A 16,032-nucleotide genomic window follows, 5' to 3' on the forward strand; every position below is an offset into this window, starting at 1 on the left:
TTTCGAGAAGGGGGACACTGCGATGTCCGCGATCGATGAGGTGATCGCCGCCTTGCAAGGGGTGATCGACGAACTCAACGACACCAGCAACGCCGCCAACGCCGCCGCCTCGAAGACTGACGAAGCCGTCAACCAGGCTGTCGCCCTCGGCGCCACCGCCACCGTCGCCGGCCTCACCACGGTCAAGGAGAGCATCGAGAAGCTCTCCCAACAGGTGCACGGCACGATCGACATCGCCAACGACACCATCAGCCAGGCCCGAGCCGTCGCCGAGAACACTTGAAGAGTCGGTGGCAGCTCCGGGAAGAGCCCACCCGCGACGGCTGAGGTGCCAACGGTCAGGAGTGCGGTGCCACCGGTTCCCGCGGTCCATAGTCCGCCGCGGAAGCCGCAGATCCAGCGGTCGAGTCGTGAAGATCAGGCGCGTGGTGCGCCCGCGCCACAACCAAGGGCGAAAATCCCATCGGAGAAGATCGGCTGGTGGGCGTCCGCGGCAACGGCTGGATATGCGACATTCCAGGAGTTCCTGCCCGCTATACCGAAGACGATTGCCGGCACGGTCCTCGCCACCGCTGCCGCAATCGGGGCGTACAAGGCATGGATCGGGAAGAAGAAGGAACAACGAGGGAGCAGCGATGATCGTTGACGATCGGGTCGAGCCACTAGTACGCGAAATCTTCGGTGCGGTGGTGAAGCGCGACGAGGACAAGCTCGACGTGGCTCTCAACTCCTTCCCGGACGATGACTCACGCTTGAAAGGGCTGCATCTGGCACTGGCGGTTTGTGGCTTCGTCGTCCACGACGCATACGACGGCAAGCCGACTGCCGATGAGATTCGCCTGCTCGCAGCTGAGATCTCCGCCATGGAGCAGTGGTCCGCTCTTTCCGGTGACCAGGTCACGGAGTTCCTCGATGCGGTACTGCACGGCAAGTCGCTGACACCTCTCTTCGATCCGATCAGCGCCACAGTGCTGACCTATGTGGTGACGGGAAGCCTCCTCGCCTCATCCACCAAGATCCGTAAGGGCGAATGGTGGTTCAACTACCTCGATCGAGTTGAAGCTGCGATCGAAGCGGCACCGGAGCGGTGATGCGGACCAGGACGACCTTGCGATGAGATGGGCCGAGTACGCCGAACTGGCCCGCCGCCTCGCCGATGCCCGTAACCAGGAAGCGGCCCGTTCCGCCCAAGTCCAGCAGCGCGCTGCCGCTGGCCGCGCTGCGGTAGAGAAGCTGAAGCGTCGACTGAGCATTCAGGGTGATCACCTTCTCGGCCTGTCTCAGCGGCTGCGGGAGCCGCATCCTTCCTTCGGCGGTGTCGCACGGACCGGGCTGTCCGACCCCGACGAGGCCCTCCGGCTAGCGTGGGAGGCGGTCGATCAAGCCGACGTCGAGGCTCGGCACGCCGAAGAGCGCGGCATGCGCCCGACCCTGTTCCCGACGATGTCCCCCACCGGCCGAAACGTGCTGGTCTATTCAGCGGCCGCGCTGTGCACGTGGCTGCTCTCCTGCGGCCTCTTCGTACTCAGTCCGGATAGCGGCGCATCGGTCGGAACGTTGCTGTGGTCGATGTGCGGCCTGCCGGCCATCGCGTACTTCGCGGCCTACATCCTCATCTCCGTGCTTGGCCGACCTCGCACGCAGACGATGGGAGAGGTCGACCGCTCCGCACAGCTGGGTGGGGTGATCTGCTTCGGCGGCAGCTTCCTGGCTTGGATCCTTCTACTCGCCGTGACATCGCTGGTGTAGCGCGCAGATCAGATCGCCGCCGACCCGACGGGTTCCGCCTCCCCCGCGACATTGAGTGGGATCCCCGCTGCCTGCAGGAAGGCTCGTAGCGTCGCGGCCAGCGGCTCGACCTTGTCGTCTTCGACGAAGGCGTAGCCCCGGTGCGACAGGCTGTCGGCGACCTGCTCGGCCACGTCGCGGATCGGGTCGTCGGTCTGGGCGATCATCACGTACTCCCCTCGGGGTTGCCCGCGCGAGCCCGCGTTCGTGCGGGCCCGGCAGATACGGAATCACCTGTATGCCTGTCGACGATGCCATAGGGTTGTCTAGTAGACAACCCCCCGATTGTCAGGTAGTCAACATCTGCAGTCAGAGGGTCGGCGTCCATGGAAGAGGTCATGGCAGCCGCAGAGATCGCCGATTATCTCGGCGTGACACGCCAGCGCGTCGCCGTGCTCGTCGAGCGCCCTGACTTCCCCGCACCGGTTGCCCACCTGTCTGTTGGACGGATCTGGCGGACCTCCGACGTGCGGCAGTGGGCCGCGAACCGACCTAACCGGGTTCACGAGGACGAGAAGGAATAGCTCCGGTCAGCGGTTCCGCCACCAGGCCGGACGCCCACGCATGCCGTGGTGCCAGGTGTCCTCTGCCAGGTATGACGTATCGGCTTTCCGCTCGTCGAGTTCATATCGGTACTCTCGCCGGGGTTGATGAGGACTCCAGTCACCGATGAACGGCCGCAGGCTGTCCGGGCGGGGCTTGATCTCGAACGCAGTTTCCGCGAGGCCGATCTCGCCATGAGTCGGATCGATGCGATCAGCTTCGGCCCTCCCCCAGGCCACCCATCGAGCCCGATTCCCAGCCGAGACAGAGTCTTCGTCCGTGTTGTCGCCGGTGCTCTCGAGGGCGTCGCAGAATGCACGAATCTCGGAGGCTGCTGCCCAGTCGTCGAAGGCACTCCGGAATAGTTTCCGTCTCAGCGCCTCCACGGCTTGCGGCCTGGCCTGATCAAGGGCTTCCTGCCACTGACAGTGCTGTTCTTCCTCGCGGCGACGCTGCTCGGCCAGGTACTCCTGGTGTGCGCGCTCGCGGGCTCTACGAGCCTCATCGTCAGCTTCGATCCCGGCTTCAATCTCGCGGATGATTCGCGGTAGGCGCTTCTCCAGCGTGGCCCGCTTGTCGGTCTGGCCGTGGCCTGCGCGGTTGATCTCCAGGCGCAGCTGGCCGGACGGCACCCGCTCGGTCTCGGGTATACGATGCCAGGGCGACCGACGGAGTTCTCGGAGTTCCTTCTGAGTGGGCACGTGCTTGACCTCGTCGCACTCCTCGCGAAGGGTGACTGAGCGGCGGGCTTGCCCGAGCTAGAGATAGAGCTTGTTCCGCGGTGGGCGGTACGCCTCTACTCGTCGGGCTCTTCGATCGTGAGGGTTCCGGCCCTCCCGCTGGAGTTGGGTGCGTTCATTTTGGGGTGAACTACGCCTCGGTGGTCATGGCGGCTATTTCGCAGTCTCCGCCGGCTACGCTCCGCGAGCCAAATGCGCGGGCTACTCAGGCTGCGGCGGCCGATGTCTGACCCTGTCGCTGCTGTTCAGGGCCTCATTAGCGCTCTCCTTCCAAACGAACCCACCCGGTCAGGTTGGCCGGGCTTCGCTGCTACAGCGGCTGGTATCAGCGCCGTCCAGTCAGCCAACGGAAGAATCGGACGATCGGTGCCGGCTCAAGGGGCACCACACCCATAAAAAAGATCGGAGACTCGACAACTTCAAAGCGAATAATATCAAAATATGACATACCTCCATCGACGAGGAAAATGGTGTCACCGGGCAGGAGTGAACAGGTCGATGGGACCTGCCAGGCAGAGACGGCATACCCCTGGTCGATTGGATGTAGGTGCAGAAGGGTTCGCCCGTCTAATGTCCATCGCCCTGCCACCGTCCAGGGCATGGTCAGCGAGCTGAAATGGGGAGCGCTTGCGGGGACGTGGGGGCGAGGCGGCGTCGCGATCCTCGGGGATTCCGTCCAACGGTTCGGCGTCGGGGACGCTTTCGTTCCTGGGACTGCCCGCGCCGGTCCTGGTGTACTGGCGCGCGCGATGTCAAGACATGGATGTTTAGGCCACGGTGGACCCAGCGCGTCGAAGTAGACCTTGCTGCCGTGTTCGTTGGCGTAGAAGTAGGTAAGAGCGCCGCAAACCGGGCACCGTGCGTTCGGCGCGATCACGCTACGGCCTGTCGACGAACGCGAGGCCTTTTGAGTGAATGACGGCAGAGTTCGCCGCGTGAAGGACGGCAGGGAGATCGAACCTCTCCGGCCGCTGCGCCTGACGTTGTGGGTCGAGACCCAATGCTTCGTGCCGTTGCGCCCGCGGCGGTAGTGGCCGCGCCGTCGGTAACTGCCCACTGATCTCCTCCGTGACTCCGGGCTTCAGGATAGATAGCACCGAGCGAGCCACCCGAGCCGCTGACCTCGTATGTCGAGGCGCTCCGCGCCGACGAAAGGCCGACTCCCGAGAAGCCGTCAGGTTCTGTTAAGCATTGTCCGATCGTGTTCAGCCGGGCGGCCCGGCGGCGGTGCGTTCGCTTGGAGAGAGATCACCGATAATGACCTGGCCGGCGACAGGGTCAGACGTCGGCCGCCGCAGTGAGTAGCCCCCGGCGCATTTGGCTTGCGGCGCGTAGCCAGAGGAGACTGCGAAATAGTCGCCATGATCGCCGAGGCGTAGCTCACTCCAAAACGAACGGATCCACTGGAGTTTCTGGATGAGCACCTTCGCCGTCTCGGCCATGGACGTGACGGCGGATCGACCGTCTCTGCGTACGGAAGGCGATCTCTTGGCCGTCGGCCGCGGTGACGGCTCGTCGCTTTGCCGGCTACCGCATCCATATCTCGGACCGACGCCACCTTGATCGGCCGCGGAGGGACGGTGTCCGTGCTCGAGATGGAAGGGGCCGGTCTCAGTGATCTGCGCACGCCATACCTTGTCGCGCCGGCTGATCTTCACCAGCTGCCGGCTCTGGAGACTTCGTGCGGATGTCCGTTGGCTGACCCCATCCGGTCCGCTGAGATCGTCGCCGCTGGCGATTCGCTGCAGCAGGAGCAACTGTCGTTCGCTGAGCTGGCCCCAACTCCATGTGCGGACTCTGGCGTCGATGTCGTTATCCGTGCAAGAGAACCATGGATTGGCTGATCGAGGCAGGCTTCCCGCCGAGGGAAGATGGTGGCAGGCTTGGTCACTGTGAGGGGGACAGCTGACCAGGCCGACAGCGGCACGCCTGACCTGGAGACGTTGGCCAATGCGCTGGCCGCGGAGCTGCGGGACATGCCCTCTTCGGTGTGGCCGAGTCGCTCGCATGGTGCGACTTCGTCGTACATCGCGTTCATCGAGGATGAGCCGGTGCTGGCCGACATCGTGGTCGCGTTGTGGGACATCGCGCGGTCGAGGTCATCGCCGCCCGAGGTGACGGTTCAGGCTGGTGTTGCGGGCGCCGTGGTGCTGGTTCAAGGACTCGGCTTCAGCGTGGTGGCGCGCTCGGGTGGTCCGGTTCTGGTGCTGTCGGATCAGATTCGAGGTGTGTTGCGTGTCGATCGTGATCCGAGCTGGCAGGCGGAATTGTCGATCCTGGTCTCCGAGCTGATCGCGGTGGGGCAGGGCTCGGAGCCGTTCGACGAGTCGGCGGTGCCGCCGCCTCCGCGGATGCCGTGGCACCGCGACCGGTAGCCGAGCCTCCGGCGGCGGGGACCTCCCCAGACGCTTGATGAGCAGCGGCGAGATGGTCGCGCAGGCGCGCTCCCGCGCGTTGCCGCCGCTTGTAGGCGACCTGAACGTCGAGTCCGAGGTTCTTCGCCGCGTCCTTCACGCTGAAGCCGTCGACGATGGTCAAGGTGAGCAGCTTGACGTCCTGATCTGCAAGGGGCTTCCCGGCCTTGGCGAGCTCGGTGATCGACTCGTTGAGCAGGGCACTGACGTCGTCCTCGGGATCACCTGCGGTAGCGGAGATGGGCTGTAGTTCGACGCTGACTGGCCGAGGCTGGCTCTGACGGGTCCGGGCGTAAGTGATTCCGCTGTCGATGAGCTTCATGCCGAGATTGCTGGTGCGGACATCGATGGTGCCCAGGCGGCGAAGAAACCCGAGGACCAAGTCGTGGTCGACGTCGGCGTACTCGTCGAGGGAGAGCCCGGTTCGGCTGATGCGGAACCCGCGGAGGCCGCGGGCTGCCAATCCGATCGCGAGGACGCGGTACGGCTCGGCAGTGGCAGGCTCGCGGGCGCCGGCGATGACGGCGGCCCAGATCCGGTCGCGTTGGGCGTAGTCGGCGTCTTCGAGGAGGAAGCGTTCGAGTTGGCGTGGCCGCATGTCTGTGGGCGGTAGGCCGGACAGACTTCCGGCCGGGATGGTCCAGTCGAGGTAGGCGAAGCGGTCGAGGAACCAGTCGAACAGGGGCCCGTGCCGAGTGATTGTTCCGTCTCGGCTGCCCGGCAGCGTGAGCGATCCCGTACGCCAAAAGACCAGGTCAGCGCTGCCTACCGCCAGTGTTGATCTGCTCGGCCGCACCACCAACCCCCGTCGCCGGTGTGATCGCTCGAAAAAATCTTGCCGGTGTCGTGTCCAGAACGGCGCGCGGCCGTCCCTTTCCTTCTGTAGCAAGCCGCGGTCTCTGCCACGGCTCGTCTTCGCCGCCGTAGTCCTCCCGGACTGCGGCGGCTGCTTCGTTCGCTCGCTTCGCGGCTGCGGTGCGGGCTCGTCGTCTTTGGAGGGTGCCGCCATGATTATCGATCACTGTCACGCTGTTTGGGGAGGGCAAGATACCCGCCGGGTCTGTCACCACGGCCGATTCGGACTCGTTCGCTGTCTGTCACGGTCTGTCAGCCCGAACGGTTCCCTCCTCACCGCCCGGCGCGGCCGGGCCTCACCACCGTTGCGGTGGCGCCGGTGAATCAAGCCCGTCCACCGGTTTCGACGCGAGCGGACCGTGCCGCCCGCGTCGAAGGTGTCGTCCAGGTCGTCATCATGCTGGCGATCGGGGCCGCTGCGGCGGCGGCCTCATTCACGCACGTGCACGACGTCGCTGAAGCGCATGGCCAGCCGGGATGGCTGGCGTGGGCCGACGCGGTGGTGCTGGAGCTGATGTCCGTAGCCGGCGGTCTGGAACTGCGGCGCCGGAAACGCCTCGGCGCCCGGCTGTGGTTCCCGGCCGTCGTGCTCGTGGTCGCCGTCGTGCTGTCGCTCGGCGCGCAGGTCGTGGAGGCGGAGCCGTCGGTCATCGGCTGGATCGCGGCGGCGCTCCCAGCGGTCGGGTTCCTCGCCATGGTGAAAATCGCGCTCGGCCGGGCCGGTCCCGAGCCAACCGATCACCACCATCCGGCGGCGGCCGTCCCGGACGGTCCCGGACGTCCGCAACACCCCGCCACGCCAGCGGACGACGCTTCATCACCCGATGAGGACGTCCGCGAGCTACTTCCGGTTGCCCGTAAGGCTGCGGCTGACCTGACCCGCGAAAGGCGTCCGCTGTCGCGGGAGTCGATGGCAGAGGTGCTGCGCCGACAGGGGCACGCCATGTCGAACGCTCGGGCCTCCGCGCTCGTCAAGTTGATCCGCGACCAGCCCGCCGACACCGAAGCCAGCGGCGACCAGAAGTCCGCATCGGCAGGACCACCCGTCCTGCCCGTCGCGGCCGTCACCCGCTCGCCACCCTGACCGCACACCGCGGCCGGCTCGTCCGTCGTTCCTACAAATCTGCCGCTCCACCGATCAAAGGAGAAACCGTGCCTCACTTGGCATTCCACCGATTACCGAAAGGACAGCGGAAGTTACCTCCGCTCGCCTGCCGGAGTCCAGGCCCGTACCACGCAGTCGATCTGTCAGAACCTGTCACACCCGGGTTCACCGTTCGACCGCCACACCCCATCGCGCCGCGCAGCCGAGCGACTGGCGGCATCAACGCAGAGCCCGAGCATCGGACCCGGCCGGCAACCCAAGGCCGACCCGGTCAAGCGGAAAGGCTTCAAGAGAGAGGCATCGAACTTCGCCGACCTTCCAATCCGGCTGGCTCCGGTCCGCATGTCGGTGCCGGGGTGCGTTCGGGCGTCGGTGTAGGGGTCGGTCTTGGCACCAACCCCTACACCGACCTCACTGTCCGCCTGTCAGCACAGGTCAGCTGGTATCCGGCGGCGACCGTCATGTGCTGCGACAGACCCTCGTCTGGGGTCTCCCCGGGGGGTGATGCCTATCCGTACCAACTATGACCAGCGCCTGCTGCGGGCGCAATCGTCTCTCACCGGCCGTGATCTGCGGCTGCTCAGCTGGCTCTACGACCACGGCGTCCTGACCACCGACCAGATCAACACCGCCCTGTACGGGTCGCTGACGTTCTGTCAGCGGCGGCTGCTCAAGCTCCTCGCGCTGGGTGTGCTGGCCCGGTTCCGGCCGCAACGCTGGGAGGGCGGCTCGTATCCGTACCACTACCTGCTCGACCAACTCGGCACCGAGATCGTCGCCGCCCAACGCCGCGACCCGTTCCCGCGCCGGGACCAGGCCCGGCAGCGCCGCCAGCACCTGACCTCCCGGGCGAACCTGCCGCACCTGCTGGCCACCAACCAGTTCTTCGTCGACCTGGCCGCCCACGAACGCACCCAACCCGGCAGCCGCCTCATCCAATGGCGGCCTGCCTCCGCCCTACAAGAGAGAGGAGCATTCTTCCGCACCGGCGACGACCCGAGCCTGATGCTGCTCACCAGCCTGCCTCGCCCGGACGCCCACGGCGTCTGGGCCGAACACGACCGGCAGGTGCCGTTCCTGCTCGAGATGGATCTCGGCACCGAAGCCCTACCCGTCCTGATCGACAAGATCTCCAACTACGCGCGGCTCGCGGACATGACCCGCTGGCGGTGGCCGGTGCTGTTCTGGCTGCCCTCCGCCCGCCGCGAACTCAACCTGCACCAACAACTGGCCGGCACCGACGTCACCGACCTGGTGGCCACCGCCGCCGGCGAGCACGCCACCGCCACCGGACAGTCGCCCGCCGAGAACGTGTGGTGGCTACACGGCCACCACGGCCCCCGGCTACGCCTGGCCGACCTTCCGCACCACGACCACGAGATCACGGAGCACACCTGATGAACGCCCACGAAGGCGAATCGATCGAACTCGTCGAGAACACCGACCACAGTGACGGCCGTGCAGACGAGCCCGGCTTGGCCGCACCCCACGAAGACAGCCCTGGGGAAAGCCGGTCCCTCGCCGAACTCCTCGGCGAACCTGAACCGATCCCTCTACCGCAAGACGTGCAGTGGTTCGCCACGGCACTGCTGCGCGAGCCCAGCAGGGCCGCTCAGACCGCCCCGGTGATCGCCATGGTCGCCGAACTCCTCGACATCCTGCGCGATGAGCACACCCCCGACCAGCAAGCCCACCGCGCCCTACGCCGCGCCGTCCGGTGGCTGCGCGTCTTCGCCACAGAATCATCCCGCCCCACGACCCGGAACTCCTCAACAACCGACCACCACGTCCTCGCGATCTCCGCGAAGGATCTCGCCGACGCGGCCGCGTCCCGGCAACTCGCCACGACCTGGCTACGCGGCACCCCACAGGCGGCAATCCGCACCGAACCGGTCATCGGTGTCGTCGCCCAACTGCACTACGACCTGCAGTGCTCCTCCAAAGGACAGGAGGCCCAATCCCGGCTCCGGCACGCCGTCCGGCTGCTCGAAGTCTTCGTCGCCGACGAGGAAGCGGCACCGCAGCCGCGTTGATCCCGCGTATTCCGCTGCTCGGCGGGGCCGGATGGCCCCGCCGAGCAACACCGCTGCGACTCAATTTCATAACTAAGGAAAGGAATACAGCCCATGATTCGTCGCCGACAAAGCTCCGAGTTGCGAATTCCTCATGGAGGAGAATGTCGCACCACCCCGATCATTCAGAAACAAAAATCGGGTATCGTCGAACTGATCCGCCGAACGAATCCGGCACGTCGAATATCCGACGGCGAAAATCACGGACAGCATCCACCCGGAAACAGGCCGCCATAACCGACATCCGAATCCACCACATCGAAACGGTCCCCATGACCGCCGCCCAATACGCCAGAGCGGTGGAAGCACTCGCCGTCCTCATCGCCCGCTACGAACGCGAACACCCCGACGACCTGACCGCATGACGCACGACGAGGCGGGGTGGTGCGACAAGTGCCACCCCGCCCACCACCCCTCGGAAGGAAACGCCCGTGGCAGCCACCACCGCCCGCTCCCGACGCCGCCGCCCCCGTACCGGCTTCGGCGACACCCCCACCGGCACCCGCCGCGTCGCCCTCTACGTGCGCCGCTCCACCGACGACGAGCACCAGCCGTTCTCCATCGACGCCCAGCTCGCCGCTCTCACCTCGTACGTCAACTCCCAGCCCGGATGGATCATCGCCGGAGAACCCTTCACCGACGACGCCTCCGGAGCCACCACCGAACGCCCCGGCCTGCAACGCGCCCTGCGCGCCGCCGCAGCCAGCCGATACGACGTGCTGCTCGTGTACCGCGTCGACCGGTTCTCCCGCCGCCTGTCCGACCTGCTGGACCTACTCGGACAACTCGAAGACGCGGGCGTCGCGTTCACCTCGGCCACCGAACCGTTCGACACCTCCACCTCCATCGGGCGCATGCTCGTCCAACTCCTCGGCGTCTTTGCCGAATTCGAACGCGAAACCATCATCGACCGCGTCATCAACGGAATGAACGCCAAAGCCGCCAAAGGAAAATGGCCCGGCGGCAACCGCCCCTACGGCTACCTCATCGACCGAACAACCCAGAAACTCGTACCACACGAGCACGAGGCCGCGATCCTCCGCGAAATCGTCCGCATGTACGTGAAGAAACGCCTCGGCACCCGCGCCATAGCCGACGAACTCAACCGGCGCGGCATCACCAACCGCACCGGCAAGAAATGGTCCGGCATGACCATCGGCCGCCTCCTGGAGAACCCCGCCTACACCGGCGACATCGTCTACGGCGACACCCACGTCCCCGACGCCCACCCCGCGCTCATCGACCGCCCCACCTGGGACCACATCCGCGAGATCGCCGACACCCGCTCCGACGCCCACAACCAGCGCGCCATGAACGGATCCGACTACCACCTCACCGGCCTGATCACCTGCCCACGCTGCAAGAACAAGTACATCGGCACGTCAGCGAAAGGCCGCACCCGCAGCTACCACTACTACACCTGCTACTCCCGCAGCCGATACGGCGCCCACGGCTGCACCAGTCCCCGCCTGGACGCCCCCGCCATGGACGAAGCCGTCCTCCAAGCCCTGCACGACTTCTACCGCGACGCCGACACCCTCATCGCCACCGCGATCAACAAGGCGCGAGCCCACCACCACGACACCAACGCCGACCGGCACGCCGAACTCGACGCCATCGAAGCCGCCATCACCGCCAAAACCACGGCACGCGACAAATACCGGACAGCGTTCGAGAACGGCACCATGGACGAGGAAGACACCGGCCCACGCCTGCGCGAACTCCGCACCCAGATCGAAGCCCTCAAGATCCGCCGCGACGAGATCACCGACCTGATCAGCGACGAACCCGTCGCACCGTCACCCAGTACCCTCGCGAAGACCCGAGCCCGCCTCGAACACGTGATCACCAACGGCGACTCAGCCGAGCGCAAAGCCATCATCGAGGAACTGATCGCCGAGATCCGCATCATCGGCGACGAGATCATCCCGGTGTTCCGGCTGCCGCACGAAGAGGCCGTCGCGGTGGACGCGGCGACACCCGCTACGTCCCCCGGCGACGGCAACGAACCGGATCCGGTTCGCGCAATGCCAAACCTGGTGGGGCGGGCGGGACTCGAACCCGCGACCGAGGGATTATGAGTCCCCTGCTCTAACCCACTGAGCTACCGCCCCGTACCGGCGGCGATACTATCCCGTGCCCCGCTCCCAAGCCTAGCGATCTATCACCGCACCAGGGATTTCGGCAGAAGAACGATCTGTCGCCGCGGATCTTCCACCATGTCCGGTGGCTGGAGATCCTCCACCCGGGGCAGTCCCTCGTCGCAACAACTGGGACATTCCGGGCCGTCCTGGGTGGTGAACTCAGCGTAGTTCTCCGGGCTGATGTCGCTCATTGAAACCCCCTAAAACGGGCGTTAAACCCCGACCCGGGCGCCGAGTGACGCCAGGACTGCTCCTGCGGTACGCCAGCCGCCGGCCATCGCACCCTGGATGGACGGGCTGTCGCGGTGGTCGCCGGCGACGAACAGGCCGTCGCCCAGGTCGACGGGGCTGCGCAGCCGGGACTGGGGTGGCCGGGCCGCGGGCAGCGCCTGCGGGACGGTGACCACGTTGAGCAGTTCCCAGTCCTCGGTCGGCACCCCGTACATGCGGGACAATTCGACCCGGATCACGGCTTCGGAGGCGCTGGACGGCGCGGAGATCCCGACGACGGTGGCCGCGATGAGGCTCTTGCCGCCGGGGGCGTACTCGGGTGCGGCGTTGCTCATCACCACCGTGTTGGCGATGATCTCGCGCCGGTCCCCGTCGAGCAGCAGGGTCGGCTCGTCGATGGGTGCCCGGTCGGCCCCGAAGTAGAAGGTGGTCAGGCTGTGCACGTCGGGCCGGGGCAGGCGGCCGGGCAGCAGGGCGGCGGCGCCGTGCGGATCGGTGGCGACGATCACAGCGCGGCAGCGGAGCTCGCCACCCTCGGTGACGACCATGCGCGGGCCGATCGACAGGGTGCGGGCGCCGATCAGCAACTGCGGGAAGGGCAGCGGCCCGGCGATGGCGGCGGGCAGCGCGGCCATCCCGGCGGCCGGCACACCGATCCGGCCGCGGGTGAACGAGCGCAGCACCATCGCGGCCACGTGGCTGGACGTCTCCAGGGAACGGTCGGCGAACACCCCGGAGAAGAACGGCCGCAGCGCCTCCTCGATGATCCGGTGCGACAGGCCGGCGGCGCGCAGCATCTCCTGCGTGGTGGTCTCCGGCGCGTCGAGCAGCCGGGACACCGGCAGGGTGGCACAGCGGGTCGCGAGCGCGGCGAACTTGAGCCGGTCACCGAGAGTGCCGATCCCGGAGAGCAGGGTCTGCGGGGTGGCGAGCGGCTCGCGCAGCGGGTTCTCCAGGCGGTGCAGGCCACCGCAGCGCCGTACCAGCACACCGGATGTGAAGTAGCGCATGTCGAGCGCGTCCACGTCGACGAGCGCGGGCAACCGCGGGTAGGCGGTGTTGATCGTCTGGAATCCACGGTCCATGTGCCAGCCGTCGATCACGTCGGTGGCGACCCGTCCGCCGATCCGGTCGGACCCCTCCACCAGGAGCCATTCGACTCCGGCACGGTCGAGACGGCGGGCGGCGGTCAGCCCGGCGAGCCCGCCGCCGATGATGACGACGTCCACCTCTACCGGCTGCGACATGTCCACCTCACTGGCTGCAATCAACGCGGAGCCCAGCGTAACCAGACATGCGTGTCCGGGGAGGCGAAAGAGCCAGGCATGAAAAACCCCAAGATCAAGATCTTTCGCGGGTACGCTCCTCGCCCGGCCCGCTCGATCAGGACAACGGCACACCGCACCGAAACCTCCGCCAGAGCCCACATCCCGACCCGCCGAAACCCCGGCCACCCGCTCAGTGGGGCCGCCCCTCCCGACCGGCCGCACCTCCGGCCCCCGCCGGAACCGCCTCGCGGGCCGCACGACAGTCCCGCGAGCCACCGCCACAGCCCGCAGCCCGCGTATCGGCCGCAACCCGCCGCCCACATCGCGCGGTAGCCCGGGACGGCCCACGCTGGGACGGGACGGCTCCGGGCGTACAACAAAAGTTCTTGAAGTCCGGGAGGTTCTGATCTCGGGGCGTCTCTTGCTATACAGAGGAGCGCACACAACAGAAAACCCCAGGCCGTGAAGCCTGGGGTTGAAGTCTGCTCCCCGAATTGGACTCGAACCAATAACCTGCCGGTTAACAGCCGGCTGCTCTGCCAATTGAGCTATCGGGGATTGCTCTGTTGCTCACCGCCCGGTTTCCCTGGCGACGGAGAACAGACTACATGACCACCCGGACCGTCCGCGAACGGGATACCCCCCTGTTCGCGCGGCGGCCCGACACCGGGCAGGAAACCCGCATGCGGGGAGTATCGCCCGGGCAGGATGGGTATGCACCCCGACAGACGCACGCGCGTCGAACAACGGAAGGAGCCGCCATCATGCGCGGAAAGCTGATGTTCCTGACCGGTCTCGCGGCGGGCTTCGTCATGGGCAGTCGTGCCGGCCGGGAGAAGTACGAGGAGATCCGGGCCAACGCTCAGAAGGTGTGGCAGCACCCGACGGTCCAGGAGGCCGCCGGTGTCGCCCAGGCGCAGGCCAACAAGCTCTACACCGAGGGCAAGGACAAGATCCAGTCGTCCAAGCTCGGCGAGAAGCTGAACACCGGTACCAGCAGCACGACCACCACGGACGAGCTGACGGCGCCGAGTGACTCCTTCTCCGGTTCCAAGAGCACCACCTCCAGCAGCACCAGCAGCACCGGCACCACTTACTGACACCGGTTCCGCCGTTCGGCGCCGCTCCCGGCACGGGGGCGGCGCCGAGGCATGTCCAGGGGTCGCGATCCGCGCCACGGCGGCCAGCTCTGCGCCACAGCGGCCAGCTCTGCGCCACGGCGGCCCGCTCTGCGGCGCGGTGAGTCAGGGGGCGGTGAGTCAGGGGCGGCGAGTCAGAGGGCGGCGAGTCAGGGGGCGGTGCAGGGCTGCTGTTCGGCGACGAGACCCAGGGCGGTCAGTTCCTCCAGCACGTACGCCAGGGCTGCACCCCGCTCCTCGTCGGTGCCGGGGATGTCGATGTCCACGTACTCCGTGCGGGCCGTGTCCGCGGCCAGCAGATGCCGCAGGACCGGCTGCCAGGCGATCGACGGGTCGGTGATCCGGGCGGTGATGACCGAGAGCCCGGCGTCGGTGAGCCGGTCGATGCCGGCCAGGGGCGCGGCCCAGTCCCGGACCACGGCGCTCAGGTCGAGGCAGAGGCCCAGCCGGTCCTTGTCGATCCGGCTGAGCGCGGCCACGGTCTGCTCCGGACTGTCCAGAACCCCGCCGGGACCCGGCTCGAACCCGACCCGCACCGCACGGCCGACCCGCCACGCCAGATCGGCCAGACCGCCGGAGAGGCGCGACAGGTGCCGGGCGCCGGCCCGCTGGTGAGCCTCGTCCCATTCCTCCGCCCGGCCCAGCCCGCAGGTCATGAGAGCGCCGCGGACCTCCTCGAACGGCAGCAGGTCGACGAGCACCCGGGCCAGCGCGAGGGTGTGCCGCAGCCGGGCGGGCTCGCTCCAGTCGAGGTCCGGCTCGTCGGTGTCCTGGCCGGGCGCGCCGCCCAGGGTGAGCACCTCCAGCCCGCGGGCGTCGATTTCGGCGCGCAGCCAGCTCCGGGCCCGGCCGTCGTCGGCGAGGCGGGCGGCCAGCCGTGCCGGCAGCCGGAGCGAGACGGTTCGGACACCGGTCCCGCAGTGCGCGCGCAGCGCGGCGTTGGCGATGTCGAGACGGGCGACGGCGGCGGTCACGTCGTCGGCGTGGTCACCGTCGCCGTGATCTAGACTGAGCCCGCAGCTGAGGTGCACAAGCCGGCCGGAGGGATGTCGCAACCGCATCAATGTCCTCCCCGGACGAGGTCACCCGTGCAGGTGCACGTGCATTCGCACGAGCTGGCGACTCCAGTATGGACCATGCCGCAGCGGCCCCCTGAACGGCCGATCTCGCGCATCCGGGTCACCATCGTCGCCTCCATCCGTGGAACGCATGCCCTCGGGTACGAGCCTGCGCCGCGCCCCGGATCAGCGACACACCTTCCGTGCGACGCGGTCACCTGCACGAACATGATCAAAAACGGCCGCCGCCATCGAGACATACAGATGCTCCCGCCCGGGGTGACCAGCGAGTAGCCCTCGCGGCTCGGTCACGGAGAGCCATTGTCGGTCAGTCCGGTTTTTCAAATGGCGCATCAACGGACGTGCAATCCACGACTGCCCGTGCGTACGCACACCGCCTTCGACCGCCGACCGCCTCCCACCCGTGGCGGCGCCCAGGTCGCCACACACCGTCTCACCCCCGGCAACCAGGTCTTACCGTCCAAACCGTCCCATCCACGGCCGGCACACTGATCGACGACCGCCTCAGCGTCACCGCCCCCGCCCACACCGACCCGCCTCACCGCACGGTGACTCACGGTTCACCCCTCCCGATCACTACGCCCCTACCCCGCAGCAGCACGCGCAGAACCGTCCACACAGCGGCGGATCTTGCCCGGCTGGTCGCCAGTGCTG

At 67.3% G+C, this 16,032-nt stretch carries 18 protein-coding genes, 2 tRNA genes and 1 pseudogene; 13 read left to right on the plus strand and 8 right to left on the minus strand.

The genetic code is table 11. From position 1 onward, the window contains the following. The first annotated feature begins 22 nt into the window (after nt 1–22). The 3 genes from Aut01nite_RS42155 (at nt 23) to Aut01nite_RS42165 (ending at nt 1,749) form a co-directional block, all read left to right on the plus strand. Nucleotides 23–283, plus strand: a complete 261-nt coding sequence (locus tag Aut01nite_RS42155) for a hypothetical protein (protein ID WP_043526158.1) — start codon at nt 23–25, stop codon at nt 281–283. Nucleotides 284–635: 352 nt separating this feature from the next. Next, nucleotides 636–1,091: a hypothetical protein gene (locus Aut01nite_RS42160; RefSeq protein ID WP_043526160.1), complete on the plus strand. Its 456-nt coding sequence runs from the start codon at nt 636–638 to the stop codon at nt 1,089–1,091. 22 nt (nt 1,092–1,113) lie between these two features. Then, nucleotides 1,114–1,749: a hypothetical protein gene (locus Aut01nite_RS42165; protein WP_052163862.1), complete on the plus strand. Its 636-nt coding sequence runs from the start codon at nt 1,114–1,116 to the stop codon at nt 1,747–1,749. Between the two features lie 8 nt (nt 1,750–1,757). On the opposite strand, the gene Aut01nite_RS42170 is transcribed toward Aut01nite_RS42165, so the two are convergent. Continuing rightward, on the minus strand, nt 1,758–1,955 hold the full coding sequence (locus Aut01nite_RS42170) for a hypothetical protein (protein WP_152628762.1): 198 nt from the start codon (nt 1,953–1,955) through the stop codon (nt 1,758–1,760). Between the two features lie 159 nt (nt 1,956–2,114). Between Aut01nite_RS42170 and Aut01nite_RS42175 the strand changes: the two genes are divergently transcribed. Then, nucleotides 2,115–2,312 carry a helix-turn-helix transcriptional regulator gene (locus Aut01nite_RS42175; protein ID WP_083999141.1) on the plus strand — a complete coding sequence of 66 codons (198 nt, stop codon included), beginning with the start codon at nt 2,115–2,117 and terminating at the stop codon, nt 2,310–2,312. A 6-nt stretch (nt 2,313–2,318) separates the two neighbouring features. Here Aut01nite_RS42175 and Aut01nite_RS42180 read toward each other — a convergent pair whose 3' ends face one another. After that, the gene (locus Aut01nite_RS42180; protein WP_152628763.1) at nt 2,319–3,032 is read right to left on the minus strand and encodes a hypothetical protein; all 714 of its coding nucleotides are present in this window, start codon (nt 3,030–3,032) and stop codon (nt 2,319–2,321) included. Between the two features lie 1,244 nt (nt 3,033–4,276). Then, nucleotides 4,277–4,513, minus strand: a complete 237-nt coding sequence (locus Aut01nite_RS42185; RefSeq protein ID WP_152628764.1) for a hypothetical protein — start codon at nt 4,511–4,513, stop codon at nt 4,277–4,279. A gap of 501 nt (nt 4,514–5,014) precedes the next feature. Between Aut01nite_RS42185 and Aut01nite_RS42190 the strand changes: the two genes are divergently transcribed. The 8 genes and pseudogenes from Aut01nite_RS42190 to Aut01nite_RS44140 form a co-directional block, all read left to right on the plus strand. After that, nucleotides 5,015–5,446, plus strand: a complete 432-nt coding sequence (locus Aut01nite_RS42190) for a hypothetical protein (RefSeq protein WP_152628765.1) — start codon at nt 5,015–5,017, stop codon at nt 5,444–5,446. Between the two features lie 37 nt (nt 5,447–5,483). Then, nucleotides 5,484–5,735, plus strand: a complete 252-nt coding sequence (locus Aut01nite_RS42195; protein ID WP_043526163.1) for a hypothetical protein — start codon at nt 5,484–5,486, stop codon at nt 5,733–5,735. A gap of 135 nt (nt 5,736–5,870) precedes the next feature. Beyond that, entirely contained in the window at nt 5,871–6,098 is a 228-nt protein-coding gene (locus Aut01nite_RS42200; protein WP_043526165.1) for a hypothetical protein, read from the plus strand. 552 nt (nt 6,099–6,650) lie between these two features. Then, a complete protein-coding gene (locus Aut01nite_RS42205) occupies nt 6,651–7,424 on the plus strand; it encodes a DUF2637 domain-containing protein (protein ID WP_239124643.1) in 774 nt (257 codons plus the stop codon). A 525-nt stretch (nt 7,425–7,949) separates the two neighbouring features. Beyond that, on the plus strand, nt 7,950–8,843 hold the full coding sequence (locus Aut01nite_RS42210; RefSeq protein ID WP_043526167.1) for a replication-relaxation family protein: 894 nt from the start codon (nt 7,950–7,952) through the stop codon (nt 8,841–8,843). After that, nucleotides 8,843–9,478, plus strand: coding sequence for a hypothetical protein (locus Aut01nite_RS42215; protein ID WP_043526169.1), 636 nt, complete (start codon nt 8,843–8,845; stop codon nt 9,476–9,478). The genes Aut01nite_RS42210 and Aut01nite_RS42215 overlap by 1 nt, the downstream gene beginning before the upstream one ends. Nucleotides 9,479–9,621: 143 nt before the next feature. Continuing rightward, complete coding sequence (locus Aut01nite_RS42220) at nt 9,622–9,882, plus strand: hypothetical protein (RefSeq protein WP_152628766.1); 261 nt, start codon at nt 9,622–9,624, stop codon at nt 9,880–9,882. 156 nt (nt 9,883–10,038) lie between these two features. Next, nucleotides 10,039–11,016: pseudogene (locus Aut01nite_RS44140) on the plus strand (recombinase family protein); the annotation flags it as partial. A gap of 538 nt (nt 11,017–11,554) precedes the next feature. On the opposite strand, the gene Aut01nite_RS42230 reads toward Aut01nite_RS44140, so the two are convergent. The 4 genes from Aut01nite_RS42230 to Aut01nite_RS42245 form a co-directional block, all read right to left on the minus strand. Beyond that, nucleotides 11,555–11,631, minus strand: a tRNA-Ile gene (locus Aut01nite_RS42230). A 50-nt stretch (nt 11,632–11,681) separates the two neighbouring features. Next, on the minus strand, nt 11,682–11,852 hold the full coding sequence (locus tag Aut01nite_RS42235; protein WP_173476693.1) for a hypothetical protein: 171 nt from the start codon (nt 11,850–11,852) through the stop codon (nt 11,682–11,684). A gap of 21 nt (nt 11,853–11,873) precedes the next feature. Continuing rightward, nucleotides 11,874–13,139 carry an NAD(P)/FAD-dependent oxidoreductase gene (locus Aut01nite_RS42240; protein ID WP_043526334.1) on the minus strand — a complete coding sequence of 422 codons (1,266 nt, stop codon included), beginning with the start codon at nt 13,137–13,139 and terminating at the stop codon, nt 11,874–11,876. A gap of 506 nt (nt 13,140–13,645) precedes the next feature. Beyond that, nucleotides 13,646–13,718 (minus strand) — tRNA-Asn (locus Aut01nite_RS42245). A 206-nt stretch (nt 13,719–13,924) separates the two neighbouring features. On the opposite strand from Aut01nite_RS42245, the gene Aut01nite_RS42250 reads away from it, so the two are divergent. Continuing rightward, on the plus strand, nt 13,925–14,260 hold the full coding sequence (locus Aut01nite_RS42250) for a hypothetical protein (protein WP_043526174.1): 336 nt from the start codon (nt 13,925–13,927) through the stop codon (nt 14,258–14,260). Nucleotides 14,261–14,448: 188 nt separating this feature from the next. On the opposite strand, the gene Aut01nite_RS42255 is transcribed toward Aut01nite_RS42250, so the two are convergent. Then, nucleotides 14,449–15,360, minus strand: coding sequence for a sugar phosphate isomerase/epimerase family protein (locus tag Aut01nite_RS42255; protein ID WP_043526176.1), 912 nt, complete (start codon nt 15,358–15,360; stop codon nt 14,449–14,451). Nucleotides 15,361–16,032 lie beyond the last annotated feature (672 nt).

It is taken from the genome of Actinoplanes utahensis (assembly GCF_016862455.1).
GTDB classification, from domain to species: Bacteria; Actinomycetota; Actinomycetes; order Mycobacteriales; family Micromonosporaceae; genus Actinoplanes; species Actinoplanes utahensis.

Bases quoted from the DNA above. Each gene is read 5' to 3' on its own strand.
- Aut01nite_RS42155 (WP_043526158.1), top strand. From the start codon at position 23: ATGTCCGCGATCGATGAGGTGATCGCCGCCTTGCAAGGGGTGATCGAC.
- Aut01nite_RS42160 (WP_043526160.1), top strand. From the start codon at position 636: ATGATCGTTGACGATCGGGTCGAGCCACTAGTACGCGAAATCTTCGGT.
- Aut01nite_RS42165 (WP_052163862.1), top strand. From the start codon at position 1,114: ATGAGATGGGCCGAGTACGCCGAACTGGCCCGCCGCCTCGCCGATGCC.
- Aut01nite_RS42170 (WP_152628762.1), bottom strand. From the start codon at position 1,955: ATGATCGCCCAGACCGACGACCCGATCCGCGACGTGGCCGAGCAGGTC.
- Aut01nite_RS42175 (WP_083999141.1), top strand. From the start codon at position 2,115: ATGGAAGAGGTCATGGCAGCCGCAGAGATCGCCGATTATCTCGGCGTG.
- Aut01nite_RS42185 (WP_152628764.1), bottom strand. From the start codon at position 4,513: ATGGCCGAGACGGCGAAGGTGCTCATCCAGAAACTCCAGTGGATCCGT.
- Aut01nite_RS42195 (WP_043526163.1), top strand. From the start codon at position 5,484: ATGAGCAGCGGCGAGATGGTCGCGCAGGCGCGCTCCCGCGCGTTGCCG.
- Aut01nite_RS42210 (WP_043526167.1), top strand. From the start codon at position 7,950: ATGCCTATCCGTACCAACTATGACCAGCGCCTGCTGCGGGCGCAATCG.
- Aut01nite_RS42215 (WP_043526169.1), top strand. From the start codon at position 8,843: ATGAACGCCCACGAAGGCGAATCGATCGAACTCGTCGAGAACACCGAC.
- Aut01nite_RS42220 (WP_152628766.1), top strand. From the start codon at position 9,622: ATGTCGCACCACCCCGATCATTCAGAAACAAAAATCGGGTATCGTCGA.
- Aut01nite_RS42235 (WP_173476693.1), bottom strand. From the start codon at position 11,852: ATGAGCGACATCAGCCCGGAGAACTACGCTGAGTTCACCACCCAGGAC.
- Aut01nite_RS42240 (WP_043526334.1), bottom strand. From the start codon at position 13,139: ATGTCGCAGCCGGTAGAGGTGGACGTCGTCATCATCGGCGGCGGGCTC.
- Aut01nite_RS42250 (WP_043526174.1), top strand. From the start codon at position 13,925: ATGCGCGGAAAGCTGATGTTCCTGACCGGTCTCGCGGCGGGCTTCGTC.
- Aut01nite_RS42255 (WP_043526176.1), bottom strand. From the start codon at position 15,360: ATGCGGTTGCGACATCCCTCCGGCCGGCTTGTGCACCTCAGCTGCGGG.